This is a genomic window from Curtobacterium sp. PhB137, assembly GCF_003814955.1.
Lineage (GTDB): Bacteria > Actinomycetota > Actinomycetes > Actinomycetales > Microbacteriaceae > Curtobacterium.
Map to the genome: position 1 here is coordinate 442,979 of NZ_RKQO01000006.1, position 25,972 is coordinate 468,950.

At 70.8% G+C, this 25,972-nt stretch carries 23 protein-coding genes; 13 read left to right on the top strand and 10 right to left on the bottom strand.

The annotated features are described in order from the left end of the window. Positions 1 to 60 precede the first annotated feature (60 nt). The 4 genes from rsmA to rsmI all read right to left on the bottom strand — a co-directional run bounded on the left by rsmA (position 61) and on the right by rsmI (position 4,350). Positions 61 to 912 carry a 16S rRNA (adenine(1518)-N(6)/adenine(1519)-N(6))-dimethyltransferase RsmA gene (rsmA, locus tag EDF28_RS11730; RefSeq protein WP_123938395.1) on the bottom strand — a complete coding sequence of 284 codons (852 nt, stop codon included), beginning with the start codon at positions 910 to 912 and terminating at the stop codon, positions 61 to 63. After that, positions 912 to 1,820, bottom strand: coding sequence for a TatD family hydrolase (locus EDF28_RS11735; protein WP_123338561.1), 909 nt, complete (start codon positions 1,818 to 1,820; stop codon positions 912 to 914). The genes rsmA and EDF28_RS11735 overlap by 1 nt, the downstream gene beginning before the upstream one ends. Further along, complete coding sequence (metG, locus tag EDF28_RS11740; RefSeq protein WP_123291816.1) at positions 1,817 to 3,394, bottom strand: methionine--tRNA ligase; 1,578 nt, start codon at positions 3,392 to 3,394, stop codon at positions 1,817 to 1,819. Before metG ends, EDF28_RS11735 begins: the two co-directional genes overlap by 4 nt. Positions 3,395 to 3,528: 134 nt before the next feature. Then, a complete protein-coding gene (rsmI, locus tag EDF28_RS11745; RefSeq protein ID WP_123292295.1) occupies positions 3,529 to 4,350 on the bottom strand; it encodes a 16S rRNA (cytidine(1402)-2'-O)-methyltransferase in 822 nt (273 codons plus the stop codon). Positions 4,351 to 4,416: 66 nt separating this feature from the next. Between rsmI and EDF28_RS11750 the strand changes: the two genes are divergently transcribed. Further along, positions 4,417 to 6,048, top strand: a complete 1,632-nt coding sequence (locus tag EDF28_RS11750; protein WP_123938396.1) for a dolichyl-phosphate-mannose--protein mannosyltransferase — start codon at positions 4,417 to 4,419, stop codon at positions 6,046 to 6,048. A 155-nt stretch (positions 6,049 to 6,203) separates the two neighbouring features. On the opposite strand, the gene EDF28_RS11755 is transcribed toward EDF28_RS11750, so the two are convergent. Next, entirely contained in the window at positions 6,204 to 6,866 is a 663-nt protein-coding gene (locus EDF28_RS11755) for a TetR/AcrR family transcriptional regulator (RefSeq protein WP_165901439.1), read from the bottom strand. Positions 6,867 to 7,035: 169 nt separating this feature from the next. Here EDF28_RS11755 and EDF28_RS11760 point away from each other — a divergent pair, with 169 nt between their 5' ends. The 7 genes from EDF28_RS11760 (at position 7,036) to EDF28_RS11790 (ending at position 17,534) form a co-directional block, all read left to right on the top strand. After that, positions 7,036 to 8,577, top strand: a complete 1,542-nt coding sequence (locus EDF28_RS11760) for an MFS transporter (protein WP_123291813.1) — start codon at positions 7,036 to 7,038, stop codon at positions 8,575 to 8,577. Between the two features lie 244 nt (positions 8,578 to 8,821). Further along, complete coding sequence (locus EDF28_RS11765) at positions 8,822 to 9,694, top strand: sulfurtransferase (protein WP_159573772.1); 873 nt, start codon at positions 8,822 to 8,824, stop codon at positions 9,692 to 9,694. A gap of 31 nt (positions 9,695 to 9,725) precedes the next feature. Beyond that, positions 9,726 to 10,793 carry an NAD(P)-dependent oxidoreductase gene (locus EDF28_RS11770; protein WP_123938399.1) on the top strand — a complete coding sequence of 356 codons (1,068 nt, stop codon included), beginning with the start codon at positions 9,726 to 9,728 and terminating at the stop codon, positions 10,791 to 10,793. Positions 10,794 to 10,795: 2 nt separating this feature from the next. Then, positions 10,796 to 11,335, top strand: coding sequence for an AAA family ATPase (locus EDF28_RS11775; RefSeq protein WP_123938400.1), 540 nt, complete (start codon positions 10,796 to 10,798; stop codon positions 11,333 to 11,335). A gap of 90 nt (positions 11,336 to 11,425) precedes the next feature. Next, the gene (locus EDF28_RS11780; protein WP_123938401.1) at positions 11,426 to 13,270 is read left to right on the top strand and encodes a thioredoxin domain-containing protein; all 1,845 of its coding nucleotides are present in this window, start codon (positions 11,426 to 11,428) and stop codon (positions 13,268 to 13,270) included. An 18-nt stretch (positions 13,271 to 13,288) separates the two neighbouring features. Beyond that, entirely contained in the window at positions 13,289 to 17,146 is a 3,858-nt protein-coding gene (gene hrpA, locus EDF28_RS11785) for an ATP-dependent RNA helicase HrpA (protein WP_123938402.1), read from the top strand. A gap of 19 nt (positions 17,147 to 17,165) precedes the next feature. Next, positions 17,166 to 17,534, top strand: coding sequence for a VOC family protein (locus tag EDF28_RS11790; protein WP_123292292.1), 369 nt, complete (start codon positions 17,166 to 17,168; stop codon positions 17,532 to 17,534). Here the strand turns inward: EDF28_RS11790 and EDF28_RS11795 are convergent, their stop codons facing one another. Next, the gene (locus tag EDF28_RS11795; protein WP_123938403.1) at positions 17,535 to 18,089 is read right to left on the bottom strand and encodes a YbaK/EbsC family protein; all 555 of its coding nucleotides are present in this window, start codon (positions 18,087 to 18,089) and stop codon (positions 17,535 to 17,537) included. A 42-nt stretch (positions 18,090 to 18,131) separates the two neighbouring features. Here EDF28_RS11795 and EDF28_RS11800 point away from each other — a divergent pair, with 42 nt between their 5' ends. The 3 genes from EDF28_RS11800 to EDF28_RS11810 are packed head-to-tail and all read left to right on the top strand — an operon-like array spanning position 18,132 to position 19,659. Continuing rightward, a complete protein-coding gene (locus EDF28_RS11800) occupies positions 18,132 to 18,785 on the top strand; it encodes a CatA-like O-acetyltransferase (protein WP_123938404.1) in 654 nt (217 codons plus the stop codon). After that, positions 18,782 to 19,282, top strand: a complete 501-nt coding sequence (locus EDF28_RS11805; RefSeq protein ID WP_260154921.1) for a GNAT family N-acetyltransferase — start codon at positions 18,782 to 18,784, stop codon at positions 19,280 to 19,282. The genes EDF28_RS11800 and EDF28_RS11805 overlap by 4 nt, the downstream gene beginning before the upstream one ends. Continuing rightward, complete coding sequence (locus EDF28_RS11810) at positions 19,279 to 19,659, top strand: VOC family protein (protein ID WP_123938405.1); 381 nt, start codon at positions 19,279 to 19,281, stop codon at positions 19,657 to 19,659. The genes EDF28_RS11805 and EDF28_RS11810 overlap by 4 nt, the downstream gene beginning before the upstream one ends. A gap of 178 nt (positions 19,660 to 19,837) precedes the next feature. Here the strand turns inward: EDF28_RS11810 and EDF28_RS11815 are convergent, their stop codons facing one another. From EDF28_RS11815 to EDF28_RS11825, 3 genes are read right to left on the bottom strand one after another with little or no spacing between them, the layout of a single operon-like run. Beyond that, on the bottom strand, positions 19,838 to 21,460 hold the full coding sequence (locus EDF28_RS11815; protein WP_123938406.1) for a hypothetical protein: 1,623 nt from the start codon (positions 21,458 to 21,460) through the stop codon (positions 19,838 to 19,840). Positions 21,461 to 21,465: 5 nt separating this feature from the next. Then, positions 21,466 to 22,392, bottom strand: a complete 927-nt coding sequence (locus EDF28_RS11820) for a carbohydrate ABC transporter permease (protein WP_123291805.1) — start codon at positions 22,390 to 22,392, stop codon at positions 21,466 to 21,468. Then, the gene (locus tag EDF28_RS11825) at positions 22,389 to 23,378 is read right to left on the bottom strand and encodes a sugar ABC transporter permease (protein ID WP_235036018.1); all 990 of its coding nucleotides are present in this window, start codon (positions 23,376 to 23,378) and stop codon (positions 22,389 to 22,391) included. Before EDF28_RS11825 ends, EDF28_RS11820 begins: the two co-directional genes overlap by 4 nt. Before the next feature lie 164 nt (positions 23,379 to 23,542). On the opposite strand from EDF28_RS11825, the gene EDF28_RS11830 reads away from it, so the two are divergent. Beyond that, positions 23,543 to 24,550: a LacI family DNA-binding transcriptional regulator gene (locus EDF28_RS11830; protein WP_123938407.1), complete on the top strand. Its 1,008-nt coding sequence runs from the start codon at positions 23,543 to 23,545 to the stop codon at positions 24,548 to 24,550. A 40-nt stretch (positions 24,551 to 24,590) separates the two neighbouring features. Further along, the gene (locus tag EDF28_RS11835; protein WP_260154922.1) at positions 24,591 to 24,977 is read left to right on the top strand and encodes a VOC family protein; all 387 of its coding nucleotides are present in this window, start codon (positions 24,591 to 24,593) and stop codon (positions 24,975 to 24,977) included. Between the two features lie 189 nt (positions 24,978 to 25,166). On the opposite strand, the gene EDF28_RS11840 is transcribed toward EDF28_RS11835, so the two are convergent. Then, entirely contained in the window at positions 25,167 to 25,913 is a 747-nt protein-coding gene (locus EDF28_RS11840; RefSeq protein ID WP_308221997.1) for an alpha/beta hydrolase, read from the bottom strand. Between the last annotated feature and the right edge of the window lie 59 nt (positions 25,914 to 25,972).

Below are 25,972 nucleotides of genomic sequence, written 5' to 3' on the forward strand. Positions count from 1 at the left end.
GAGCACCGAACGGACGGTACCAAACATTCCGTATTTCGCCGATCCGAGGCGGGAGACGAGCTACTCCGCAGCAGCCAGGACCGTCCGACCGAGCCGCACGAAGTCGTCGACCCCGATCGCCTCGCCCCGCGCCGTCGGGTCGATGCCCGCCGCCGTCAGGACCTCGGAGGCGTGGGCACTGCCGCCGAGCACACCGGACAGGCTCTGCCGCAGCATCTTCCGACGCTGCTGGAACGCCGCATCGACCAGGGTGAACACCCGCGACCGCAGCCGCTCGTCCCCCGGGGGCTCGTGCCGGTCGAACGCCACGAGCACACTGTCGACGTTCGGGACGGGCCAGAACACCTGTCGGCTGACGAGCCCGGCCGTGCTCCACGAGCCGTACCAGGCGGCCTTGACACTCGGCGACCCGTAGACCTTGCTGCCCGGGCCCGCCGCGAGGCGGTACCCGACTTCGGCCTGCACCATCACGAGCGACCGCTCGATCGACGGGAAGGTCGCGAGGAGGTGCAGCAGCACGGGCACCGAGATGTTGTAGGGCAGGTTCGCGACGAGGTGGGTCGGTTCGGTGTCGAGGTCCGATGCGGCGACGGTCATCGCGTCCTGCTGCACGACCGTCAACGAGGCCTCCGGCTGCATCGCGCTCACCGTCGACGGCAACCGCGCCGCGAGCCGCTTGTCGATCTCGACGGCGGTGACGTGGGCGCCGGTCTCGGTGAGCCCGAGCGTCAGGGAGCCGAGGCCCGGCCCGATCTCGAGCACTCGGGACGACGGCGTCACGCCGGCGACCGACACGATGCGCCGGACGGTGTTGGCGTCGTGCACGAAGTTCTGCCCGAGCTTCTTCGTCGGGGTCACGTCGAGTTCGGCGGCGAGCTCCCGGATCTCGGCCGGGCCGAGCAGCGCGCCCACTACTCGTCCACCGTCACGGGCTCGGCGTCCCACGCACCGTAGACGAGCTCGGTGTTCGACGCGATCTGCGCGGCGAGCATCGAGGCATCGGTGCCGAGGGTCTCCGCCATCGACCGCAGGGTGATCGGGATCAGGTACGGGGCGTTCGGCCGGCCGCGGTACGGCGTCGGGGTCAGGAACGGCGCGTCCGTCTCGACCATGATCAGGTGCCGCGGCGCGACGACGAGGGCTTCGCGGAGCAGTGCCGCGTTCTTGAACGTCACGGTTCCGGCGAACGACATGTACCAACCGCGCTCGGCACAGAGCCGAGCCAGGTCGGGTCCGCCGGAGAAGCAGTGGAACACGGTGCGCTCCGGAGCCCCGACGCGGTCGAGCACCTCGACCACGGCGTCGTGCGCGTCGCGGTCGTGGATGGTCAGCGCGAGGCCGTGCTCCTTCGCGATGCGGATGTGCTCTTCGAACGAACGGATCTGGGCGTCGCGCCCGTCCTCACCGGTGCGGAAGAAGTCGAGCCCGGTCTCACCGATCGCCCGGACGCGGGGCAACGCTGCCAGCGCCTCGATCCCGGCGAGGTGCTCGTCGAGCAGCCCCTGCTCCTGCAGCGACGGCGCCTCGTTCGGGTGCAGTGCGACCGCTGCGAGCACGCGGGGTTCACGGGCGGCGATCGACGCGGACCACTGCGAAGTGGCGAGGTCGGTGCCGACCTGCACGACACCGCGGACGCCGACGCTCGAGGCACGGCCGAGGTGCTCGCGGTAGTCGAGCGCCCCGTCGCCACCGTCGGCGATCTCCATGTGCGTGTGGTTGTCGTAGACCGGGACCACGAGCGCCTCGGGCAGGGGCGGGTAGGTCAGGTCGCGCTTGGAGCCGTCCCCGTCGCCACGGGAGCGGAGGTGGGCGTCGGTCACGCGGCGCCCTGCTCCGCCTGCTCGATGCGCGGGAACAGCCCGCTCTCGAGCGCCACGACGTGCGAAGCACCCTGCCACTCGAAGGCACGATCGACTCGCTGCTCGGCGATCGAGCCGCCGGCACCGATCGACGCCCACAGCTTCTCGGTGGCCTTCGGCATCACCGGGGAGAGCAGGACCGCGACGGTGCCGAGCCCACGGAGCGCGGTGGTCAGGACGGTGCCGAGCCGCTCGCGGTTCGCGTCGTCCTTCGCCAGGGCCCACGGCTGCTGCTCGGTGATGTACCCGTTCAGGGCATCGACGAGCTCCCAGACGGCAGCGATCGCCTCGTGCGGGGCGAACGCGGCGATGGCGGCGTCGGCACGCTCGGTGACCGAGACCGCCAGGGCATCGATCGCCTGGTCCGACTCGGTCAGCGAGCCGCGCGCCGGCACTGCGCCGTCGAAGTACTTCTGCAGCATCGCGACCAGGCGCGAGGCCAGGTTGCCGAAGCCGTTCGCGAGCTCGGCCTGGTACCGCGCCGAGATGTCCTCCCAGCTGAAGTTGCCGTCCTGCCCGAAGGTGATGGCGCGGAGGAAGTAGTAGCGGAAGGCGTCGGAGCCGAAGGTGTCGGTGATCTCCGACGGCGCGATGCCGGTCAGCTTCGACTTGGACATCTTCTCGCCGCCGACGAGCAACCAGCCGTGACCGAAGACGCGCTCGGGGACGGGCAGGCCGGCAGCCATGAGCATCGCCGGCCAGATGACCGCGTGGAAGCGGGCGATGTCCTTGCCGACGATGTGCACGCTCGGCCACAGGCGCTTGAAGGCCTCGTCGTCCTCGGTGCCGTAGCCCAGCGCCGTGACGTAGTTGAGCAGGGCGTCGAACCACACGTACAGGACGTGGTCGCTGTCCCACGGGATCTTGATGCCCCAGTCGAAGCTGGACCGCGAGATCGACAGGTCGCGGAGGCCCTGCTTCACGAACGAGATGATCTCGTTGCGGACGCTCTCCGGCTGGATGAACAGCGGGTTCGACTCGTACAGGTCGAGCAGGCGCTGCTCGAAGTCCGACATGCGGAAGAAGTAGTTGCGCTCGGACAGCACCTCGACCGGGATCGAGTGGATGGCACAGACCTGCTGCCCCTCGTACGCACCGGTGCCGGGGACCAGGTCGCTCGGCTGCTTGTACTCCTCGCAGCCCACGCAGTAGAAGCCCTCGAACTCGCCGGCGTAGATGAAGCCGTCGTCGTAGAGCTTCTGCAGGAACGCCGTCACACCGCGCTCGTGGCGCTCGTCGGTGGTGCGGATGAAGTCGTCGTTGGCCACGTCGACGGTGTCGAGCAGCGGCTTCCACGCCTCGGTCACGAGTCGGTCGGCCCACTCCTGGGGCGTGACCTCGTTCGCCGAGGCGGTGCGCAGGATCTTCTGTCCGTGCTCGTCGGTGCCGGTGAGCAGCCAGGTGTCGTCACCCCGCTGCCGGTGCCAGCGCGCGAGGACGTCCGCGGCGACCTCGGTGTAGGCGTGCCCGATGTGGGGCACGTCGTTCACGTAGAAGATCGGCGTGGTGATGCTGAACGAGGACCCGGCGGACATGCGGACCATCCTACGGGCGCGCGGAACCCGGATGACGCGCGCGGCGGTGGACTGTGGAAAACCGGATCCGGGAGGCCCGTGGCGGGCCCGCCCCGCGCCTCCAGACCGGCCGACGCGAACGTGACGAGCCCCGCTCAGCGCGCCGCGAGCGCCCCTTCGTACAGGTCCCGCTTCGACAGCCCGGTCGCGTCCGCGACCGCCGCTGCGGCCTCCTTCATGCGCATGCCGGCGGCCACCCGCTCGAGCACGAGGCGGACCCCGTCGTCGAGCGTCGCCTCCTCGGTGGCCTCGGCGGCACCGGCGACGACGATGCAGATCTCGCCCCGGACCCCCTCTGATGCCCACGTGACGAGCTCGTCGAGCGGACCGCGCCTGACCTCTTCGTACAGCTTCGTGAGCTCACGGCAGACCGCGGCACGACGGTCGCCCCCGAACCCGACGGCCATGTCGGCGAGCGTCTCGGCCAACCGGTGCGGCGACTCGAAGAAGACCATCGTGCGCTGCTCCCCCGCGAGCGCCTGGAACGCGCGGCGACGCTCCCCGCCCTTGCGCGTCGGGAACCCCTCGAACGTGAAGCGGTCCGTCGGCAGTCCGGAGACGGCGAGCGCCATGAGCACCGCCGACGGGCCGGGCAGTGCCGTGACCGTGACGCCAGCGGCTGCCGCTGCCTCGACGAGCGGGAAGCCGGGGTCGCTGATCGCGGGCATGCCGGCGTCGGTGAGGACCACGACGTCCTCGTCACGAGCGAGCTCGACGACCTCGGACGCCTTCGCCCGTTCGTTGTGCTCGTGCAGGGCGATGAGCCGCGGACGGTTCTCGATGCCGAGGGCACGCATGAGGTGGATGGCGGTCCTGGTGTCCTCCGCCGCGACCACGGTGGCGTTGGAGAGGGTCTCGACGAGACGGCGCGAGGCGTCCCCGAGGTTGCCGATGGGGGTTGCTGCGAGGACGATCACGCCACCCATTGTCGTCGCAGCGGGGTCGCAGCGCGGACATGCGGTCGATCCGTAGGATGCTCAACGATGACCAGCGAGCTGACCGACGACCGCACGGCCGTGTCCGACGGGCCGGTCGGCTCGCGCCTCGACGACTGGTGGGGGCGGGTGCTCTCCACCGCCCAGCGCGTCGCGGTGTGGCGCTGGGCCGGACCGATCGCGGTGACGCTGCTCGCCGCCGTGCTGCGCCTGGCGAACCTGGGGAACCCGCACTCCCTGGTCTTCGACGAGACCTACTACGTCAAGGACGGCTGGTCGATCGTCCACCTCGGCTACGAGGGCACCTGGCCGGCGAACCCGAGCAGCGACTCCGCCCCGACGACCGACGACCGGTTCTCGAGTGGTGAGACGGACATCTTCACCAGCGCCGCGGAGTTCATCGCGCACCCGCCGCTCGGCAAGTACCTGATCGGGCTCGGCATGCTCCTGTTCGGGGCGGACAACTCGTTCGGCTGGCGGTTCGCCGTCGCCGTGCTCGGCATCGCGACGGTGTTCCTCACCGCGGTGATCGCCCGGTCGCTGTTCCGCTCCACCCTGGTCGGCACGCTCGCCGGCGGCCTGCTCGCGATCGACGGCCAGGCCATCGTGATGTCCCGCGTCACGCTGCTCGACGGGATCCTGACGTTCTTCGTCGTGCTCGGGTTCGGGGCGCTCCTGCTCGACCGGCGCCGGAGTCAGCGGCGGCTCGACGACTGGGTCGCCGAGCGCGTCGCCGCCGGCCGGGACACCCTGTGGGGGCCCGTGCTCTGGTGGCGTCCGTGGCTGTTCGCGATGGGGCTGACGATGGGGTTGGCCACCGCGACGAAGTGGTCGGGGATGTACTTCCTGGCGTTCTTCGCCGTGTACTCCGTGCTGAGCGACATGATGATGCGCCGCCGTGCGGGGGTCGAGTTCTGGTCGTCCAGCGCGCTGCTGCAGCAGGCCCCCGTGTCGTTCCTGCTCACCGTGCCGATCGCCGCCGTCACCTACGTCGCGTCGTGGACCGGCTGGTTCGTGTCGAAGGACGGCTGGGACCGGAACTGGCTGGCCTCCGGCGGCGAACGCTGGACCGGATTGCTCCGGTGGGTGCCGGACAGTCTGCAGAACTGGTGGCACTACCAGTCGGAGATCTACAACTTCAACATCGGGCTGCACACGCCGCACTCGTACCAGGCGAACCCGCTGCTCTGGCTCGTGATGCAGCGGCCCACGTCGATGTTCTACGTCGGGACCGATGCCGGCCAGGACGGCTGCTCGGCGAGCCGCTGCGGCGAGGCGATCACCGGCGTCGCGAACCCGTTCATCTGGTACGCGGCGGTCATCGCGACCGTGGCGCTGCTCGTGCTCTGGATCCTGCGCCGACAGTGGCAGTACGGCTTCGTCCTGCTCGGCGTCGCCGCGGGCTACCTGCCGTGGCTGATGTACGTCAACCGGACGGTCTTCCAGTTCTACACGATCGCCTTCGAGCCCTTCATGGTGATGGCACTGGCGGCGGCGATCGGGTTGGTGCTCGGCTCACGGACCGATCCGCGGCCCCGACGGACCCGGGCGATCGTCTGGGTCGGCGTGTACCTGGTCGTGGTCGTGCTCGCGTCGGCGTACTGGTACCCGATGTGGACCGCGATCCAGGTGCCGTGGGACTTCATCCGGTCGCACTACTGGCTGCCGAGCTGGCTGTAGCGCGCGTCGGGTGTCGGCCCGGCGCGCTGGTCGTGACCGGCCCGGCGCACTGGTCGCGACCAGACCGCCGGACGGGAGGCACGGGTCGACTCCGCCACGGGCCTCCCGTCCGGAGTCGGTTGGCACCGGAGCCGCGCGCGGTCCGCGGGGACGCGTCAGGACTGCGCGTGCAGCGCGCGCTCGATCGACTCGCGGTCGAGCGGGTCGCCGACCATGCTCGGCGCGGTCCGGGTCTGCGGCAGGACGCCCTCGATGAGGAGTTCGGCGTACCGGCGCCAGGCGTTCGGGTCGTGCTCGCGGGTGGCGTCCGCGACGGCACCCACCATGGCGGTGAGCATCGGGAGGTCGCGGTAGTCGAAGCCGGGGCGGACCACCCCGGCGGTCTCGGCCCGCCCGATGATCGCGGAGACCTGGCGTTCCAACCGGTCACGCTCCTGCACGATCGACGGACGCGCCTTGCCCGCACGCACGATGGCGTCGGCGAGCGCACGGTCGCGGGCGCGGAACTCGAACACCCCGGTCAGGTAGACCCGCAGGGCCTCGCGCGGGTCGACGACGTCGGCGGCGCGGGCCGCTGCGTCGTTCATCGCCTCGAACTTGGTGGCGAGCAGCGCCTCGATCAGGGAGTCCTTGTCGGCGAAGCGCCGGTACACGGTGCCGACACCGACCCCCGCTTCGTGCGCGATGTCGTTCAGGGTGACCGACAGCCCGCGCTCCGCGAAGCACTTGCGAGCGGTCTGCAGGATCAGCTCGCGGTTGCGTGCCGCATCGGCGCGCAGCGGGCGCTCGAGGTCGGGCGCGGACTCGGTGGTGCTCACGATGCCGAACCTAGTTGAACTTTCTGGGAATAAGTGGATGCGGACCCTCCGTTTCGGTCTACACTGTCGACAAACGGATGCCGTGCATCCGTTTGACACCTCCCCTCTTCGAAACGCCCGACGGTGCGCGCTTCGTGCTCCCCCTCCAACCTTCTCGAAGGAGGCTGCCGTGACGGCAGAACACACCGTGCCGACCCCCACCGGGGCAGCACCCACGACTTCTGGCACCACCCCCGCCAAGAGCAACCACCGCTGGATCGCCCTGGCGGTCATCGCCCTCGCCCAGCTGATGGTCGTGCTCGACGCCACGATCGTGAACATCGCGCTCCCCTCGGCCCAGGCCGACCTGGGGTTCGGCACCGACCAGCGCCAGTGGATCGTCACCGCGTACTCGCTGGCGTTCGGCTCGCTCCTGCTGCTCGGCGGGCGCCTCGGCGACCTGTTCGGCCGCAAGAACACGTTCATCATCGGCCTGGTCGGCTTCGCGGTCGCGTCCGTGCTCGGCGGCCTCGCCGACTCGTTCGGCCTGCTCGTCGCGGCCCGCGCCCTCCAGGGTGTCTTCGGCGCCCTGCTCGCACCGTCCGCGCTCGGCATGCTGACCACCACGTTCCGCGACCCGAAGGAGCGCGGTCGTGCGTTCGGCATCTTCGGCTCGATCGCCGGTTCCGGTGCGGCCATCGGCCTGCTCCTGGGCGGCGTGCTCACCGAGTACGCGTCGTGGCGCTGGTGCCTCTACGTCAACGTCGTCTTCGCCGTGCTCGGCGTGATCGGCGCGCTCGTGTTCATGGAGAAGCCGCCGAAGGTCGATCGCCCGCGCATCGACGTCGCCGGCGTCATCACCATCACCGCCGGTCTGGTCGGCGTCGTCTACGGGTTCTCGAACGCCGAGACCAACGGCTGGGACTCCCCCGTCACCATCGCGATGCTCGCCGGTGGCGTCGTCCTGATCGCCGCGTTCGTGTTCATCGAGACCCGTGTGGCGCACCCGCTGCTGCCGCTGCGGGTCGTGCTCGACCGTGACCGCGGTGGGTCGTTCATCGCGATCGGCCTGGTGGCGATCGGCATGTTCGGCATCTTCCTGTTCCTGACCTACTACCTCGAGCAGACCCTCGGGTTCAGCTCGCTGCAGACCGGTCTGGCCTTCCTGCCGATGCCGCTGTCGATCATGATCTCGGCGACGCAGATCGGTGGGCGACTGCTGCCGCGCATCGGCCCGAAGATCCTGATCTTCGCCGGTGGCCTCGTCGCCGCGATCGGCCTGCTCCTGCTGCTGCGCACCGACCTGGACAGCTCCTACGCGGGCACCGTCCTGCCGGCGCTGATCGTCATCGGGCTCGGCATGGGCACGATCTTCTCGTCCGCGATGAACACCGCGACCACCGGGGTGGCCCGAGCCGACGCCGGTGTGGCCTCGGCGACGGTGAACACCATGCAGCAGATCGGTGGCTCGATCGGCACGGCGCTGCTGTCGACGATCTTCGCCGACGTCGTGAAGAACAGCCTGACCGGGCTGTCGGCGGCGCCCACGAAGCTGCAGCAGGCGCAGGCCACGCTCGACGGCTACCACGTGGCGTTCGGCATCTCGGCCGGTGTGCTCGTGCTCGTCGCCCTGGCGGGTGGCCTGCTCATCAACCGGCAGTCGGTGCGGCTCGACCGGCTCGCCCACGCCGCGTCCACGACGACCGGGAGCATCCCCGCCGCCGCACACTGACGCGTCAGCTCGTCCGAACGGCCCGTCCTGGTTCTGCCGGGGCGGGCCGTTCGTGCGTGCGTGTGGGTGCGGGCCGGGGCGGGGCGGGCGCCGGCGGGGCTGCCGACTCGGAACGACGATCGCGATGTCGTACGACGACCACCGTGTCGTTCCGAGTCGACGCACCAGCCACCACACGCGCCCCGGTTGCGCAGTGTGTCGGTTTCCCTGTCACCCGTCAGTGGTCCGCATTATCGTGTGCGGCATGGCCCCCGTCCTGACCTCGCCGCTCGTGTCGACGCAGTGGCTCGCCGACCACCTCGGTGGTGACGAGCTCGTCGTCCTCGACGCCTCCGTGCACACGGTGGGGACCGGCCTCGAGACGATGTGGCACTCCGCGGTCGACTCCTACGAGCAGCGCGGGCACGTCCCCGGCGCCCGCTTCGCCGACCTCGTCGACGCGTTCTCCACGCCGGGCGCCGAGGTGCCCTTCACCCGCCCGAGTGCCGAACGGTTCGAGGCAGCTGCCGGCGACCTCGGCGTCACGAACACCTCGACGGTCGTGGTCTACGACGACAGCGTCGGCGAGTGGTCGGCGCGGCTGTGGTGGATCTTCCGGTCGTTCGGCTTCGACTCCGTCGCGGTCCTCGACGGCGGGTTCACGAAGTGGCGCGACGAGGGCCGGCCGGTCCGCGTCGGTGCACTGCGCCAGGCACCATCGCCGGCGAAGGCGCCCGACGACGACAGCGCCTTCCTCGCCGGTGAAGAACGCCCGCTCTGGGCCGACCACGCCCGTGTCCGCCGAGCAGTGACGGGCGAACAGCCTGCGGCACTGGTGTTCGCTGCGCCCGCAGCGGCCCTCGGCGACGACCACCCGCCGATCATCCCGGGGAGCACCCCGATCACCGTGGACACCCTGGTCGACCCGGACACCAACGCGTACCTGCGCGGGCCGAAGCTCGCCGAGGCGTTCGCCGCGGTCGTCGGCGAGGACGAGATCGTGACGTACTGCGGGGTCGGTAGCGCCGCGTGCGTCGATGCCCTGGCGCTGACCGTGCTCGGCCACGACAAGGTCACCGTGTACGACGGCTCGCTGCTGGACTGGTGGCGGCACGAGCCCGAGGCCCTGGCGTCCTGACGACGACGCGCGCCCCGGCTAGCGTTGGCGCATGAGCTCCAGACGCGCGGTCATCCTCGGCGGTACCGGCGGGATCGGTTCGGCCGTCGCGCGTGAACTCCTCGACGCCTCCGGGCGGGGCGGCGACGACTGGCAGGTCGACGTCATCGCGCGCCGCGGTGGCCCGGCAGCCGATTCCCTCACCGCCCGCGGCGCGACCTTCACCGCGGGTGACCGCCGCGACACGAGCACCCTGCGCGACGTCCTCCGCCCCGGCGCGGACCTGCTCGTCGACACCGTGGGGCTGACCCGCGACGACGCGACGCAGCTCCTGCCGTTCCTCGACGACGTCGGGTCCACCGTGTTCGTCTCCTCGCGTGCGGTCTACGTCGACGACCAGGGCCGGCACGCGAACTCGACGGACAAGCCGGTCTTCGGCGCCGCGGTCACCGAGATCCAGCCGACCGTCACGGCGGGCGACGGCGACCCGACCAGCCGTGACGGCTACGGCGCGGCGAAGGTGGCGTCCGAGCAAGTGCTGCTCGACCACGGCGCCCCGGTCACGGTGCTGCGCCCGTCGAAGGTGTACGGCATCGGCATCGGCCGTCCGCGAGAGTGGTTCGTGGTCCGCCGGGTCCTCGACGGCCGGGAACGCATCCTGCTCGCCGACCACGGCCGCGGTGTGGACCACACGACGGCGGCGAGCGGCATCGGCTCGCTCGTCCGACTGGTCGCGGACGCTCCGGACCGGCGCATCCTCAACGTCGCCGACGACTCCGCTCCGACGGCGCTCGAGATCGTGCGGACGATCGCTGGGCACCTCGACCACCGGTTCGACGAGGTCCTGCTCGACGCGGACGCCCCTGCCTTCGTCGGCACGACCCCGTGGTCGTCGCCGTCACCGTTCGTCCTCGACACGACGGCGGCACGGACGCTCGGGTGGCAGCCGCCGACCTTCGCGACCGCGGTCCTGCCCGAACTCGACTGGTTGGTGGAGACGGCGCAGTCCACACCGGCGGACGGCGACGTGCCGTGGGCCGACGACCCGTTCTGGGAGCGCATGTTCGACTACGGCCCCGAGGACGCTGCCCTCGCGCTCCTGTCGCTGGGCCTCGGGTGACGGTGCCGAGCACGCCCCGCTCCGAGGTCCTGTTCATCGGCGGGCGGTCCGGTGTCGGCAAGTCCACCGCTGCCGAGGCGCTGCACGACCTGCTCGTCGCCGCGGACGTGCGCCACGCGGTGATCGAGGGCGACCTGCTCGACCTGGCGCACCCGGCACCGCACGTCGAGCACCCCGAAGCGCGGCTCGCGGAGCGGAACCTCGCAGCCCTGTGGACGTCCTACCGCGAGCTCGGCCACCACCGGCTGGTCTACACGAACACCGTTTCCGTGCTGGAACACGAGCGTCTGGCGGCCGCCATGGGCGACGACCCCGTGGTCACGACGGTCCTGCTGCGCGCGGCGGACGGTCCCACCGCCGAGCGGCTGGCCCGACGGTCGGGTGGCGAGGTCCCGCAGGCGCAGCTCGCGCACAGCACGCGGACGGCCGGGAGGCTCGACTCGGCTTCCGGGGACACGGTCACCCGGGTGGACACGGACGGTCTCACCCCCAACCAGGTCGCACAGCGTCTCGCCGCGTTGACGGGGTGGCTCCCCCGCTGACCGTCCCGCTGCGGCCTGTGGACTCCGCGATCCGTCCACAGATCGCGTCCGTCGCTGGCCCGCTCAGTCGCCACGGGGCACGCTGGAGCCATGAACGACAACCGACTCGGCACCTCGGTCAGCCCGTACCTCCGGCTGCACGCCGACAACCCCGTGGACTGGCGCGAGTGGGGCCCCGAAGCCTTCGCCGAGGCACGTGAGCGCGGCGTCCCGGTCCTGGTGTCGGTCGGCTACGCCACGTGCCACTGGTGCCACGTCATGGCGCGTGAGAGCTTCGCCGATCCGGAGATCGGCGCACTCCTCCGTCAGGACTTCGTCGCCGTCAAGGTCGACCGCGAAGAACGTCCCGACGTCGACGCAAGCCTGATGGCCGCTGCGAGCGCGTTCACGCAGCAGCTCGGGTGGCCCCTGACGACGTTCCTGACGCCCGAGGGCCACGTGTTCTTCGCCGGCACCTACTTCCCGCCGACCCCCGTCGGTCAGGTGCCCGCGTTCCGGCAGATCCTGGCGGCGGTGCTCGATGCGTGGACCGAGCGGCGGCACGAGGTCGACGCGAACGCCGCGGCCATCGCGACGGCGATCCGGCAGGGGGCCGAGGCGGACGCGACCGCCCGCGCTGGCGAGGGTGCTGGCGGAGCAGCCACGGGCCTCCCGTCCGCCGACAGCATCCGGGCCGTCACCGATCAGTTGTCGCAGGCAGAGGACACCACCTACGGTGGTTTCGGCGGTGCTCCGAAGTTCCCGAGGACGCCGCTGCTGGAGTTCCTCGCCGACGCGGCACGCGACGGCGACGCCGAGGCCGACGGCCTGCTGGACCGGTCGCTCCACGCGATCCGGGCCTCCGAGCTGACCGATGCCGACGGCGGTGTCTTCCGGTACGCCACCAAGCGCGACTGGACTGTGCCGCACTACGAGCGGATGCTCTACGACAACGCCGGACTCCTCGCGGTCGCCGGTGCCGAACAGGCGCGCGGCATCGCGGACTTCCTGCGCGACACCCTGCGGCAGGACGACGGGGCGTTCGTCGCCGCGCAGGACAGCGAGTCCACGATCGACGGCCAGCGGGTGGAGGGCGGGTGGTACCGGCGGCCGCTGTCGGAGCGCGCGCTCCTCGAGCCGCCACCACTCGACGAACAGGTCCTGACCGGCTGGAACGGCCTGGCGATCCGCGGACTCGCGATCGCCGGTGACCGCCACGACGACCCCGAGATGATCGGCCTCGCCCGGGATGCGGCCGATGCGCTGCTGCGGTCGCACGTGCGTGACGGGCACGTCGTGGTCCGCTCGAGCACGCCTCGCGGCGCGTCAGCAGCACCGGCGACCATCGAGGACGTCGGGCTGCTGGCCGAGGGTCTGCTCCAGCTCGCCCTGGTGACCGGCGAGGTCACCTACGCCGTGACGGCTCGTTCCCTGGTCGACGACGGCCTGGCGAACCGGTTCGACGTCGACGCCGTGCTCGCCGGAGCGGGCACGGCGACCGGGGAACAGCCGCAGACCGCGATGCGCTCCGGCACGGTGGCGCTGGCCGCAGCGGCAGCCGGCCTCGCGGCGTTGACCGGGGACTCCGCGTACCGGACAGCGGCGGCGCGGTTGGTGGCCGACCGCGCGACGACGGGTACCGAGCGACCGCTCGGGCACGCCGACGCCCTCGGTGTCGCACTCGGCCTGCAACGACCCTCGCGCGAGGTCGTGGTCGTGACGTCGGACCAGCACGACCCGCTCCGCGACGCCGTCCGCGCCGCGCGCCGACCCGGCACGGTCATCGCTCGTGTGACCCCGACGCAGGCTGCGGATTGGGCGGCTGCGGGGTTCGAACTGTTCGAGGCACGGGACGCCCTCGACCCGGCTGCGTACGTCTGCCACGACCGCGTGTGCGCCCTGCCCGCTCGATCCGCGGCGGACCTCGCCGCCGGACTCGCAGCACCGGCGGCGTGACGGTATCCTGGAATGCTCATGTCTCCCACGCCGCCAGTCATCACGTACCCGCCCGAACTGCCGGTCTCGCAGCGGCGGGACGACATCGCGGCCGCCATCCGTGACAACCAGGTCGTCATCGTCGCGGGTGCCACCGGCTCGGGCAAGACCACCCAGCTGCCGAAGATCTGCCTCGAGCTGGGGCGTGAGCACATCGGGCACACCCAGCCCCGCCGGATCGCCGCTCGCACCATCGCCGAGCGCGTGTCCGAAGAGCTCGGCAGCGACCTCGGCGACCTGGTCGGCTACCAGGTCCGGTTCACCGACAAGGTGTCGTCGAACACCCGCATCAAGCTGATGACCGACGGCATCCTGCTGAACGAGATCCACTTCGACCGCGACCTGAAGCGGTACGACACGATCATCATCGACGAGGCGCACGAGCGGTCGCTCACGATCGACTTCCTGCTCGGGTACCTCAAGCGACTCCTGGTGCGGCGCCCTGACCTCAAGCTCATCATCACGAGCGCGACGATCGACCCCGAGTCCTTCTCGAAGCACTTCGGCGATGCCCCGATCATCGAGGTCTCCGGGCGGACCTACCCCGTCGAGATCCGGTACCGCCCGCTCGTGTCCGAGGACGCGGACGACACCGATGAGGACGACGAGACCGACTCGCGCACGGCCGACCGCGGCGGGGCGAACGGCGCCGACGACCGCGACACCCTGCAGGGGATCACCGACGCACTCGACGAACTCGCGCGCGAAGAACCCGGCGACGTGCTCGTGTTCCTGTCCGGCGAGAACGAGATCCGTGACGCGCAGGACGCGATCGAGGGCAAGCGCTACCAGGGCACCGAGGTCCTGCCCCTGTACGGCCGGCTCTCCGCCGCCGACCAGCACCGCGTGTTCGACCGACGCACGACGCCGGGGATCCGCCGACGCGTGGTGCTCGCCACGAACGTCGCCGAGACCTCGCTGACGGTGCCCGGCATCAAGTACGTCATCGACACCGGGACCGCCCGCATCTCGCGGTACTCCCCGCGCGCCAAGGTGCAGCGGCTGCCGATCGAGGCGATCTCGCAGGCCAGCGCGAACCAGCGTTCGGGTCGAGCGGGCCGCACGAGCGCCGGCATCGCGATCCGGCTCTACTCCGAAGACGACTTCGAGCGTCGCGACGAGTTCACCGACCCCGAGATCCTGCGGACGAACCTCGCCGCGGTGATCCTGCAGATGATCTCGCTCGGGTTCGGCGACATCGAGTCGTTCCCGTTCCTGCAGCCACCGGACTCCCGCGGCGTGAAGGACGGCCTGGACCTGCTGCGCGAACTCCGAGCCGTCGACAAGGACGGCCGGATCACCAAGTCCGGACGACAGCTCACCCGGCTGCCGATCGACCCGCGGCTCGGCCGGATGGTGCTCGAGGCCGGGCGCCAGGGCGTCGGTCGCGAGGTCGTCGCCGTCGTCAGTGCCCTGAGCATCCAGGACCCCCGCGAACGCCCGCTCGAGAAGCGCGCCCACGCCGACCAGATGCACGCCCGCTTCGCCGACCCGACGAGCGACTTCCTCACCCTGCTCGCGCTGTGGAACTACATCGAGGACAAGCAGGACGAGCTGTCGTCGAGCGCGTTCCGCCGGCTCTGCAAGGCCGAGTTCCTCAACTACCTGCGCATCCGCGAGTGGCAGGACCTCTACCGCCAGCTCTCCCGCGCCGCGAAGCAGGTCGACGTCCGGGTCGGGCAGTCCCGTTCCGACGACGGCGACGCGGTGCACCGGTCCCTGCTCGCCGGTCTGCTCAGCCAGATCGGGCTGCGCGACCGCGAGAAGCGCGACTACCTCGGCTCGCGGAACACCCGGTTCGTGGTGTTCCCGGGCAGTGTGCTCGCGAAGAAGCAGCCCGACGCGGTGATGGCGGCCGAACTCGTCGAGACCAGTCGACTGTTCGCACGGACCGTCGGCCGGATCGACCCCGCCTGGGTCGAGCCCCTCGCCGGTGACCTGCTGAAGCGCACCTACGGCGAACCGCACTGGGAGAAGAAGCAGGGCGCGGTCGTCGCCTACGAGCGGGTGACCCTGTTCGGCGTCCCGATCGTGCAGCGGCGCCGCGTGCAGTACGCCCGGATCGACCCGGAGCACTCGCGCGAGCTCTTCATCCGCCACGCCCTGGTCGAGGGCGAGTGGGAGTCGCAGCAGGCGTTCGACCGTGCCAACCGGAAGCTCCGCAAGGAACTCGAGCAGCTCGAGGAGCGCACGCGCCGCCGCGACATCCTGCTCGACGACGAGAACGTCTACGAGTTCTACGACGCCCGCATCCCCGCCGACATCGCGACGACCCGCGACTTCGAGGGGTGGTGGCGGACGACGCGCCGCGACCAACCGGACCTGCTCACGATGCGCCGGGCGGACCTCCTGGACGAATCCGCTGCCGAGGCGGCGGAGGACGACGTCGAGTACCCGACCCAGTGGCGGAGCGGCGACCAGCGACTCGCGATCCAGTACCGCTTCGAGCCGGGCGCGCAGGACGACGGCGTCAGCGTGCAGGTTCCGCTCGCACTGCTCCCCCGCATGCGCGAAGAGGGCTTCGACTGGCAGGTCCGCGGCCTCCGCAAGGAGCTCGTGACCGCCCTCATCAAGTCGCTGCCGAAGCAGATCCGCAAGAACGTCGTACCCGCAGCCGACTGGGCCGAGAAGATCGTCGCCGAACTGCCGGACGACGCCCCGACCGAGCCGACCGAGTCGTTCCGCGCGACCCTGGCCAAAGCGATCCAGCGCATGACCTACGTGCCGGTGTCGGAGTCCGACTTCGACCTGGCCCGCGTGCCGTCGCACCTGCTGCCGACCTGGGCGGTCGTCGACGAACGTGGTCGGCGCGTCGAGGCCGGCAAGGACCTGTCGGTCCTGCAGACGAAGCTCAAGGACCGCACGCAGCAGAGTGTCGCCTCCGCCACGGTGCGGGCTGCGGGACAGCCAGGAGGCGCGGCTCGCGTCGCCGCCGCCGGTGGCGGTGCCGGGGTGGAACAGTCCGGCCTCACCACGTGGCCGCCCCAGGACCTGCCACAGACCCTCGACACCAAGCAGGCCGGTGGTGTCATCCGTGCCTACCCGTCCCTGGTGGAGGAGGGCTCCGGCCCGAAGGCGACCGTCGGCGTGCAGTTGCTCGCGACGCCGTCCGACCGGCAGGTGCGCATGCCCGCCGGGGTCCGTCGCCTGGTGATGCTCGCGGTGCCGTCGCCGGTGTCGTACATCCAGTCGCACCTGACCGCGCAGGAGAAGCTCGCACTCGCCGCGAGCCCGTACGCCTCCACGAACGCACTCTTCGACGACGTGCTCGCGGCCGTCGTCGACGCGGTGATCCGTCGCGCTCACCCGGACGGGCTCGTGTTCACGAAGGCCGCGTTCGAAGCGGTCCGTGACGCCGTGTCGGCGACGGTCGTCGACACGATGTTCACGGCGGTGTCCGAGCTCGCTGCCGTGCTCCTCGCCCAACGGTCCGCCGAACGAGCACTCAAGCAGGCGAACTCGATGTCCCTGCTCGGTGCGCTGACGGACATGCGCCAGCAGATGGAGCGTCTCGTCTCCCCGGGGTTCGTCTCCGTCGCCGGGACCGACCGGCTCCGGCGCATCCGGGTCTACCTGCAGGGCATCGAGGCGCGCGTGCAGAAGCTGCTGCAGAACCCCGGGCGCGATGCCACGTGGATGCGCGAGGTCACCGTCGCCACCGACCGCTACGTCGACGCCGGCGGGGCCTTCCCTCCGGCAGTCGGTTCGCACCCCGAGCTCGTGCACGCGCGGTGGATGCTCGAGGAGTTCCGCCTCAGCCTGTTCGCGCAGGAACTCGGCACCGCTGAGACGGTGTCGTTGCAGCGGATCACGAAGGCCCTGACCGCGGCGCGCTGATCGGTCTACCGTGACGGCCATGATCGGCACACTCGACATGGTCGTCCTGGACTGCGCAGACCCTCGCGGCCTGGCACGCTTCTACGCGGAGCTGCTCGGCGGCGAGATCGTCGGCTTCGACGAGGACTGGGCCGAGGTCGCGCTCCCCTTCACCGACCAGCGGCCGCTCCTGGCGTTCCAGCAGGTCGAGGACTACCGCGCACCCGAGTGGCCCGGCCAGCTCGTCCCGCAGCAGAGCCACCTCGACGTGAAGGTCGAGGACCTCGACGACGGCGAGGCCGCGGTCCTGGCGATCGGTGCGACCGCGACGGGCTCGGCGACCCCGACGTTCCGGGTCTACCTCGACCCGGCGGGCCACCCGTTCTGCCTCATCCGCCCGAACGACTGATCAGCCTTCGGTCGCGAGCCCCTCGGTCGCCAAGCCCTCGACGACCTGCACACCCGGCAGCGCTCCGAGGACGGTGCCGGGCAGGAACACCTTCGCACCGCGGCGGCCTGCACCGATCACCGCGTCCGGTGCATCGAGCACGCGGGAATCGACGTACACCGGCCAAGCGGAGGGCAGCCCGATCGGGGTGATCCCGCCGTACTCCATGCCCGTCAGCTCCACGGCCTGGTCCATCGGCGCGAAGCTCGCCTTCCGCACGTCGAGCAGCTTCCGGACGACACGGTTCACGTCGAGGCGGGTGTGAGCGAGCACGATGCACGCGGCGAACCGGACGTCCTCGCCGCGCTTGCCCGCGACGATGATGCAGTTCGCCCCGCCGTCGAGCTGGAAGCCGTACGCCTCCGAGAACGAAGCGGTGTCGGCCAGGTCGGGGTCGATCGGAGCTGCCTCGATCCGTGCGGCGACATCGGCGGGCAACGCGGCGAGCGCTGCGGCCACCGGTGCGGCCAGCAGTTCCGGGGCGGTCAGGGCAGGAACCCGTTCGAGCGTCGGCATGGCTCCACCCTAGGCACTGCCCGGTCGCGCGAGACTGACTTCATGACGGAGCTCCGACCGATCGACCTGGACACCTGGCCCCGTCGCGAGCACTTCGAGCACTACCGGCAGCGTGTGCAGTGCACCTACGAGGTGACCGTCGACGTCGACGTCACGGCCTTCGTCGCAGCGGTCCGCACGAGCGCGGCGAAGACCTACGCGTCCCAGATCTGGGCGATCGCGACCGTCGTCAACCGCCGCGCCGAGTTCCGGATGCAGCTGCTCGACGACGGCTCCCCCGGCGTCTGGGACGTCGTGCACCCGATGTTCACGGTGTTCCACCCGGACACGGAGACCTTCTCGGCGTTGGTCGTGCCCTACGACGAGGACCCCGGCCGGTTCCACGCCGCCGCGGTCGACACGATGGATCGGTACCGGGACGACGTCCGGATGTTCCCGCAGGACGACCGGCCCCGGAACGTGTTCGACGTCTCGACCTTCCCCCGCACGTCGTTCACGGGGTTCGCGCTGCACGTCCGCGACGGGTACGACCACCTGTTGCCGATCATCACGCTCGGCAGGTACCGGACGGAGGGTGACCGCACCGTGATGCCGCTGGCGCTGCAGATCAACCACGCGGCAGCCGACGGTTTCCACACCTCGCGGTTGGTCCAGGAACTCGAGGACCTGTTCGCCGATCCGTCGTGGCTGGCGTGACGGTCCGACCCGCGCTGCCGACCGATGCGGCCGCGATGGCCCGCGTCCACGTCGCATCGTGGCGGACGACGTACCGCGGCCTGATGCGGGACGAGGTCCTCGACGACCCGTCCTTCGTCGTCCGTCGCGAAGCGTTCTGGACGGCGGCACTCACCGACGCCCGGTTCGCAGCGAACCGGGTTGCCGTGACCGAACACGAGGGAACGGTCGTCGGCATCGCCATGGCGGGTCCGGCGACCGGCGGGGCGGGTGCCGGAGACGTGCACCTCTTCGTCCTCTACCTGCTCGACGGTCACCACGGATCCGGCGCCGGCAGCGGGCTCCTGGACGCGGTGGTCGGCCCGGACGAGCGGGTCACGCTCTGGGTTGCCGACCCGAATCCGCGTGCGCAAGCGTTCTACCGCAAGCACGGCTTCGTGCCGGACGGCAGCGAGCAGGTCGACGACGGCGTCCGCGAGGTCCACATGGTCCGCGCCGGGAGTACAACGGCCCCATGACGAACGCCGTGGTGCACGTCGAACTCATCGGCCCCGACCCGGATCGGTTGCGCGCCTTCTACGCCGCACTGTTCGGTTGGGATGCGCCACCCGGAGCGCCGGTCGCTGCGGCCGTCTCCGATCAGGCGTCGTACTCGTTCCTCGAACCCGTCGACGGCGCGGGTCCGGTCGCGGGCGGCATCGGCGGCGGTCCGGGCTTCGCCGCCCACGCGGTCTTCTACGTCGGCGTCGACGACGTCGCCGCCGCGCTGCAGGACGCGGAGCGCCTGGGCGGGTCGGTGGTACTGCCACCGCCCCGGAACGAGGGCGGCGGGGTCACCGTCGCGCACTTCCGCGATCCTGCGGGCAACCTGGTCGGGGTGGCCGGGCCACGCTGACGGACGGGAGGCCCGTGGCGGACCCCGCCACGGGCCTCCCGTCCGCTCGCCCCGAGTCCAGGGCCGCGCACGACGCCGTCGTGTGCGCGAGACGCCGCGAAACGGCGCGGCGTCTCGGTGATGGGAGGCGTCTCGGCACGACGACGGCGTCTCGCGTGGCAGACGACGACGCAGCGCGTCAGGACGACCGCGCTGCCAACGCCTGCTGGTTCTCGCGGCGGATCGCGTCACCGCCCCGGCGACGCCACTCCCGCACGGTCCCCTTCCACGACGACACCTTCGCCCGCCCGAGCAGCACGTCGTTGATCGCGTTCGTCGCGAAGGTGCCGAGGGCCGGCCCGGTCGTCGAGTTCGTCGGCGAGTACAGGCCGTAGGCGGGGTTCTGCAGCCCGCGGTCGACCCACGACGACAGCGACTCGTAGACGGTGTCCGTCATCGTCGGGTTGCCCGAGTAGTACAGCGGCAGCGGGCACTCGGTGAAGTACTGCAACGGGAACTCGCCGAGCGCGGTCTCGCTGTTGCCGGTCTTCGTGAGGACCGGGGACCCGTCGCGGTACTCGAAGTCGCGGCCCTCGATGCCGAACTTGCGGTACATCCAGGCCTCGGTGCCGAAGGGCGACGCGCACCAGTTCAGGACCTCGAGGAGCATCTTCACGCGCTCCTCACCGCCGGCGGCGACGGCCGCGATCGCGTTGTTCGGGTCGCCGAGCCACGGCTTCGACTCCGCTCCGGACGGTCCGACGAAGGGGGCGATGGTCAGCTCGAAGCCGCTGCCCGGGGTGGCCTGCTGCAGCAGTCCGGGGATGGCGCTGTACGTGTCGGAGAGCATGAGGGCGGAGCCCTGCACGAACCAGACCTTGCCGTTGTAGGTGGTGATGCTGTCCGGGTGGACGAGGTCCTCGGCGATGAGCTTCCGCGACACCTCGAGCAGGTCCTGGTACTCGTCCAGCTCGTACATGTGGGTGAACCGGCCACCCTCGACCTGCCACTGGTTCGGCAGCCCGAGCATCGGACCGAGGATGTTCGTCGGCACCGAGGCGAGCGCCCAGCGGTTGCTGTGCGGGTCCGAGACGTCGCGGCAGACCTGCACGAACTCGTCGACGCTCGAGAACGCGGGGTCGACGCCGAGGGCTTCGAACCGGTCCTGCCGGCGGTACAGGGCCTGCGACGTCAACGGTCCGCGCGGGACGGGGACGCCGTAGATGCCGCCGGAGAAGACGGTGCCGCGCCACGACGCGGTCGGCAGGTTGGCGAGGTAGGGGTAGTCGCGGACGCCACTGCCGGACAGGTGCGGACTGAGGTCGGCGGCCTTGGCCTCGAGGAACTGCGGCAGGTACGGGAACGACCCGAACACCGTGAACACGTCGCCGAGGGTGTCGCCGGCGACCTGCGTGGCGAACTTGTTGCCGAAGTCGGCGTTCGGCGTGATGGTGAGGTCGAGGTCGATCCCCATCCGCTGGTCGAGCCCCTGCCAGTACGGGTTGCTGCCCTTCGAGGGCGGCACGGGCGAGTTCGTCGGGACGCTGCCGTGCACGGTCGAGCCGTCGCCGGGCTTGCCGTCGGTGGGCACGAGGGCCGCCGGGATCTTCCGGAAGGCGCTCGGCATGAGGGCGCTCGTCTTCGGGAACGCCGGCTCCGGCCCGCCGGCCCACGGCACGTAGTCCGGCAGCGTGACCGCCTGGTTGATCGCCTTGACGTCGGTCGAGCGGGTCACGGTGGAGCAGCTGGCCAGGAGGCCCGTGGCTGCGACCCCGAGACCGCCCGCGATGAGCGCGCGGCGGGTGATTCCGTTGTTCGTCACGCTGGTCAGCCCTTCACCGCACCGGTCAGGACACCCTTGGCGAAGTGCCGCTGCAGGAACGGGTAGACGATGAGGATCGGCACGATCGAGACGACGAGGATCGCCATCTGGATCGAGGCCTGCGGTGGGAGGGCATCGGCGGACGCCCCGAGGTCGGCGCCGCCGAGCTGCGCGTTGTTGATCACGTAGGTGCGGAGCACCAGCTGCAGGGGCCACTTCGCGGTGTCGTTGATGTAGAGCAGCGCGTTGAAGAACGCGTTCCAGTAGCCGACGGCGTAGAACAGGCCGATGACGGCGAGGACGGCCTTCGACAGCGGCAGCACGATCCGCCAGAACACCGCGAAGTCACCGGCGCCGTCGATGCGTGCCGACTCGAGGAGCTCCTGCGGGATCGCCATGAAGAACGACCGCATCACGATGACGTTGAAGGCGCTCAGGGCGGTGGGCAGGATGAGCGCCCAGTACGAGTCGAGCAGCCCGAACTGCTTGACGACGAGGTAGTTCGGGATGAGGCCGGGCGCGAACAGCAGGCTGACGAGCACGAGGCCGAGCACGGCGCCCGACCCGTAGGAGCCCGGACGGCTGAGGGCGTAGGCGAGCATCGCGCTCACGAACAGGCTGATGAGCGTGCCGACGGTGGTGATGCCGATGCTCACGACCAGGGCCCGGGTGACGACACCGCCGGCGAAGATGCTCTCGTAGGCGCTGAGGTCGAAGCCCTTCGGCCACATCACGAACCCGCCGGCGTCGTTCACCTGGCTGGTGGGTGCGAGGCTCGTCGACACGATGCCGACGAACGGCAGGATCACCACGAGGCAGATCACGAGCAGGACCGCTCCGGTGAGCAGCCGTCCGGGCAGCGGAGCCGCGTCCGGGCCACCGCGCTTGCGCTTCTTCGCCCGTGGGACGGTCACGGTGTGCGTGGCGGTCATCGCGACTCCTTCTGGTAGACGCCCGCTTCACCGAAGACGTGCGCGAGCTTGTTGGCGCCGAGCACGAGCAGCACGCCCACGACGCCCTTGACGAGTCCGACGGCCGCGGCGACACCCCACTGCCCACCGAGCACGCCGTTGTTGTAGACGTAGGTGTCGAGGACCTCGCTGGCGGCACGACCGACGGCCTGCTGCTGCAGGATGATCTGCTCGAAGCCGACGGTGAGCGAGTCGCCGAGCCGCAGGATGAGCAGCAGGATGATGATGCCGCGCATGCCGGGCAGGGTGACGTGCCACAGCTGGCGCCAGCGCGAGGCGCCGTCCATCTTCGCCGCCTCGTACAGGCTGGCGTCGATCGAGCTGAGGACGGCGAGGAACAGGATCGTCGCCCAGCCGGTGTCCTTCCAGATCACCTGGCTGGTGAGCAGGGCGATGAACCCGTCGGGGTTGCCGAGGAAGTCGATCGCGTCACCGCCGGCGGCACGGATCGCGTTGTTCACGAGCCCGGAGCCGCCGAGGATCTGCTGGAACACCGCGACGACGATCACCCACGACAGGAAGTGCGGCAGGTACAGGATCGACTGCACGACGCCCTTGATCCGCTCGGACAGCAGCGAGTTGAGCATGAGCGCCAGGATGATCGGCGCGGGGAACACGAACACGACCTGCACGAGGGTGATCACGAGGGTGTTCCGGAGCGCGCCGAGGAACTCGCCGTTGCCGTCGAACACCACCGAGAAGTTCTCGAACCCGACCCAGGGGCTGCGGCCGAGCGGCACGAACGGCAGGTACTCCTGGAATGCGATGAGGTTCCCGAGCAGCGGCAGGTAGTGGAACCCGAGCAGCAGGGCGACTCCCGGCAGGCCCATCAGCAGCAGCACCCGGTCGCGGCGGATCCGCTGCCACGTGCTCCGTCGGCGGAGCCCGGGGTCGGGTGGTGGTGCGGTGTGCGCGGTGGTCGTCGCGCGGACGTCGAGCTTCGTCACTCGGTGGCCTCCTCCGTTGGATTCCTGCAGCGACCCTGGCGTGCGGAGTTACAACGTGGCAATCCGTTGCCAAACGTTTCCATCGTTGTAACGCTCCAGTGAGCGCACACCCGCAGCCCCGCACGACGACTCCACCGGAGACCGGCCGCGCTACGCTCGTCCCGATGCGCGCAACCGTGCGGGACGTGGCCACCCTCGCCGGGGTGTCGCCGAAGACCGTCTCCAACGTCATCAACGGCGGCGTGGTGGTGCGCCCGGAGACCCGCGAGCGCGTCGAGCGGGCCGTCGCCGAACTCGACTACGTGCCGAACCTGTCCGCCCGCGGGCTGCGGAACGGCCGCTCCGGTGCGATCGCCCTGACCCTTCCCGAGATGGGCAGCGCCTACTCCGCCGAACTCGCGCAGTGGTTCGTCGAACTCGCCCGCGAGCGCGGATGGGTCGTCCAGCTCGACCAGACCGGCAACGACCCGGCCCGCGAGCGCGAACTCGTCTCACGAGCCCGCGCCCACCTCGTCGACGGCCTCGTGCTCAACCCGGTGTCGCTCAGCGCGAGCGTCCTGGCCTCGACCGAGGGGCTGCCGCCGACCGTCGTGATCGGCGAGGTCGAACCCGAGCACGTCGACCAGGTGCACGTCGACAGCCGGGCCGCCGCCGAGCAGGTCACCGCCTACCTGGTGTCCCGGGGCCACCGCCGGATCGCGGTCGCCGGTGCCGCCCGGGCGTCCGAGCCCACCGCCACCAGTGAGCTGCGGGAGCGCGGGTACCTCGCCGCACTCGCCACCGCCGGGATCGAACCGGACCCCGCACTGCGGGTGCCGCTGCCGTCCTGGACGACGAGTTCGGCAGCGACGGCGTTCGCGGCCTGGCTCGACGAGCACCCCCTGCCCGACGCCGTGTTCGCCTTCACGGACTCGATCGCCTTCGGCGTGCTGCACGTCCTGGCCGCCCGAGGTGTCCGCGTCCCCGAGGACGTCAGCGTCATCGGGTTCGACGACATCGACGGTGCGGCGTACGCGATCCCCGCACTCAGCACGGTGTCGTTCGACCGGCGGGCGTTCGCGACGGCAGCACTCGACCTGCTGACCCGACGGATCGAGGACCGGAGCCTGCCGCCCGAGACCGTGGTGGTGCCGCACCGCATCGTCGAGCGCGCGAGCGTCGCCGACCGCTGACCGCTGATCGCTGATCGCTGATCGGCGTACGCTCCGCGGCATGACCAGCGAAGACGCCTCGATGCCGACGCTCGCCGCGACCGTCCTGCAGTCCCCGGAGCCGATCGCCCTCGCCCGGTTCTACGGCGCCCTGACCGGGTGGACCGTGTACGAGGACGACCCGACCTGGGCCCGCATCCGCCCCGCCGAGGGCCCGGGTCTGTCCGTGCAGTACGAGCCCGAGTACGTCGCGCCGACCTGGCCCGGCACCGCCGATGCCCCCGGCATGCAGCTGCACCTCGACTTCCAGGTGGAGGACCTGCCGGCAGCCGTCGCCCGCGCCGAGGAGCTCGGTGCCACAGAGGCCGCGTTCCAACCGCAGGACGACGTCCGGGTGCTGCTCGACCCCGACGGGCACCCGTTCTGCCTGTTCCTGCCCGGGGCCTGAGGCAGGCTGGCCGCGCCCCGAGGTTCCACAACATGCCGGATGATCTCCGCCGAGGTTCCGAACTGCGGCGATCCGAGCGCCGACATGCCGAGATTTCGGAACCTCGGGGACGAGACGAGACGAGACGGGACGACACGACACGGGACGGGACGGGCGCGGGGACGGGCGCGGGGACGGGACGGGCGCGCCTCAGGCCGGGTCGGCGGCCGCCAGGACCGCGGCGCGCGTGCGGGCGTCACCGAGGATCCGGAAGTGCCCGCCCACCGGCAGCCGCACGTTCGTCGCCCCGGACAGTTCACTGCCCTCGGGGATGAGCGTGTCGAACACCCCGTAGACCGAGGTGATGCGGGCGTTCGCGTCGAGCTCCCGCGCCAGTCCGGCCAGCACGGGGTCGGCCGCCCGGAACACCCGCAGGTGCCGTACCGGAGCCAGTCGCGCGTAGCCCGACCCGGCGAACGGCGTCGAAACGGCGACCATGCGGTCGATGCGGCCGTGGTCGTCGAGCTGGGTCATCGCGTACTTCCCGATGAGCCCGCCCTTGCTGTGCGCGAGCACGAGCACGTTCCGCAGGTCGTGCTCCTCGAGGTACGCGAACACGTCGCGCGCCGAGTCCGGCACCGGCCGCAGGTTGTGCCGCAGCACCGGCAGCACGTGCACCGGGTGCCCGCGGTCGTGCAGGGCGTCCATGAGCGGCCGCATGAAGTGCCAGGTCTCGTAGACGCCGGGGATCACCACGACGGGCTGGCCGTCACCGGTCCGGTAGTCGTCAGCGGTGGTGGGCCCGAGGCTCCGCACCTGCCACGAGATCGCGTACCACCAGTCGAGTGCGGCCCACCTCGCGCGTCGCACCAGCGGGATGCCGGGAGGCACGGGTCGGCCCGTGCGCGCCGGCTCCGTGCGGAACGTGGTCGGGTCCGTCTCCAGCTCATCGCGCACGCCCCGAGGGTACGCGGCGGTTCGCAGCACTGCGTCAGGCTCGTCATCGGCTGCACATA

Bases quoted from the DNA above. Each gene is read 5' to 3' on its own strand.
- EDF28_RS11790 (WP_123292292.1), top strand. From the start codon at position 17,166: ATGATCGGCACACTCGACATGGTCGTCCTGGACTGCGCAGACCCTCGC.
- EDF28_RS11750 (WP_123938396.1), top strand. From the start codon at position 4,417: ATGACCAGCGAGCTGACCGACGACCGCACGGCCGTGTCCGACGGGCCG.
- EDF28_RS11780 (WP_123938401.1), top strand. From the start codon at position 11,426: ATGAACGACAACCGACTCGGCACCTCGGTCAGCCCGTACCTCCGGCTG.
- metG (WP_123291816.1), bottom strand. From the start codon at position 3,394: ATGTCCGCCGGGTCCTCGTTCAGCATCACCACGCCGATCTTCTACGTG.
- hrpA (WP_123938402.1), top strand. From the start codon at position 13,289: ATGTCTCCCACGCCGCCAGTCATCACGTACCCGCCCGAACTGCCGGTC.
- EDF28_RS11810 (WP_123938405.1), top strand. From the start codon at position 19,279: ATGACGAACGCCGTGGTGCACGTCGAACTCATCGGCCCCGACCCGGAT.
- EDF28_RS11820 (WP_123291805.1), bottom strand. From the start codon at position 22,392: ATGACCGCCACGCACACCGTGACCGTCCCACGGGCGAAGAAGCGCAAG.
- EDF28_RS11800 (WP_123938404.1), top strand. From the start codon at position 18,132: ATGACGGAGCTCCGACCGATCGACCTGGACACCTGGCCCCGTCGCGAG.
- EDF28_RS11795 (WP_123938403.1), bottom strand. From the start codon at position 18,089: ATGCCGACGCTCGAACGGGTTCCTGCCCTGACCGCCCCGGAACTGCTG.
- EDF28_RS11835 (WP_260154922.1), top strand. From the start codon at position 24,591: ATGACCAGCGAAGACGCCTCGATGCCGACGCTCGCCGCGACCGTCCTG.
- EDF28_RS11830 (WP_123938407.1), top strand. From the start codon at position 23,543: ATGCGCGCAACCGTGCGGGACGTGGCCACCCTCGCCGGGGTGTCGCCG.
- EDF28_RS11770 (WP_123938399.1), top strand. From the start codon at position 9,726: ATGAGCTCCAGACGCGCGGTCATCCTCGGCGGTACCGGCGGGATCGGT.
- EDF28_RS11765 (WP_159573772.1), top strand. From the start codon at position 8,822: ATGGCCCCCGTCCTGACCTCGCCGCTCGTGTCGACGCAGTGGCTCGCC.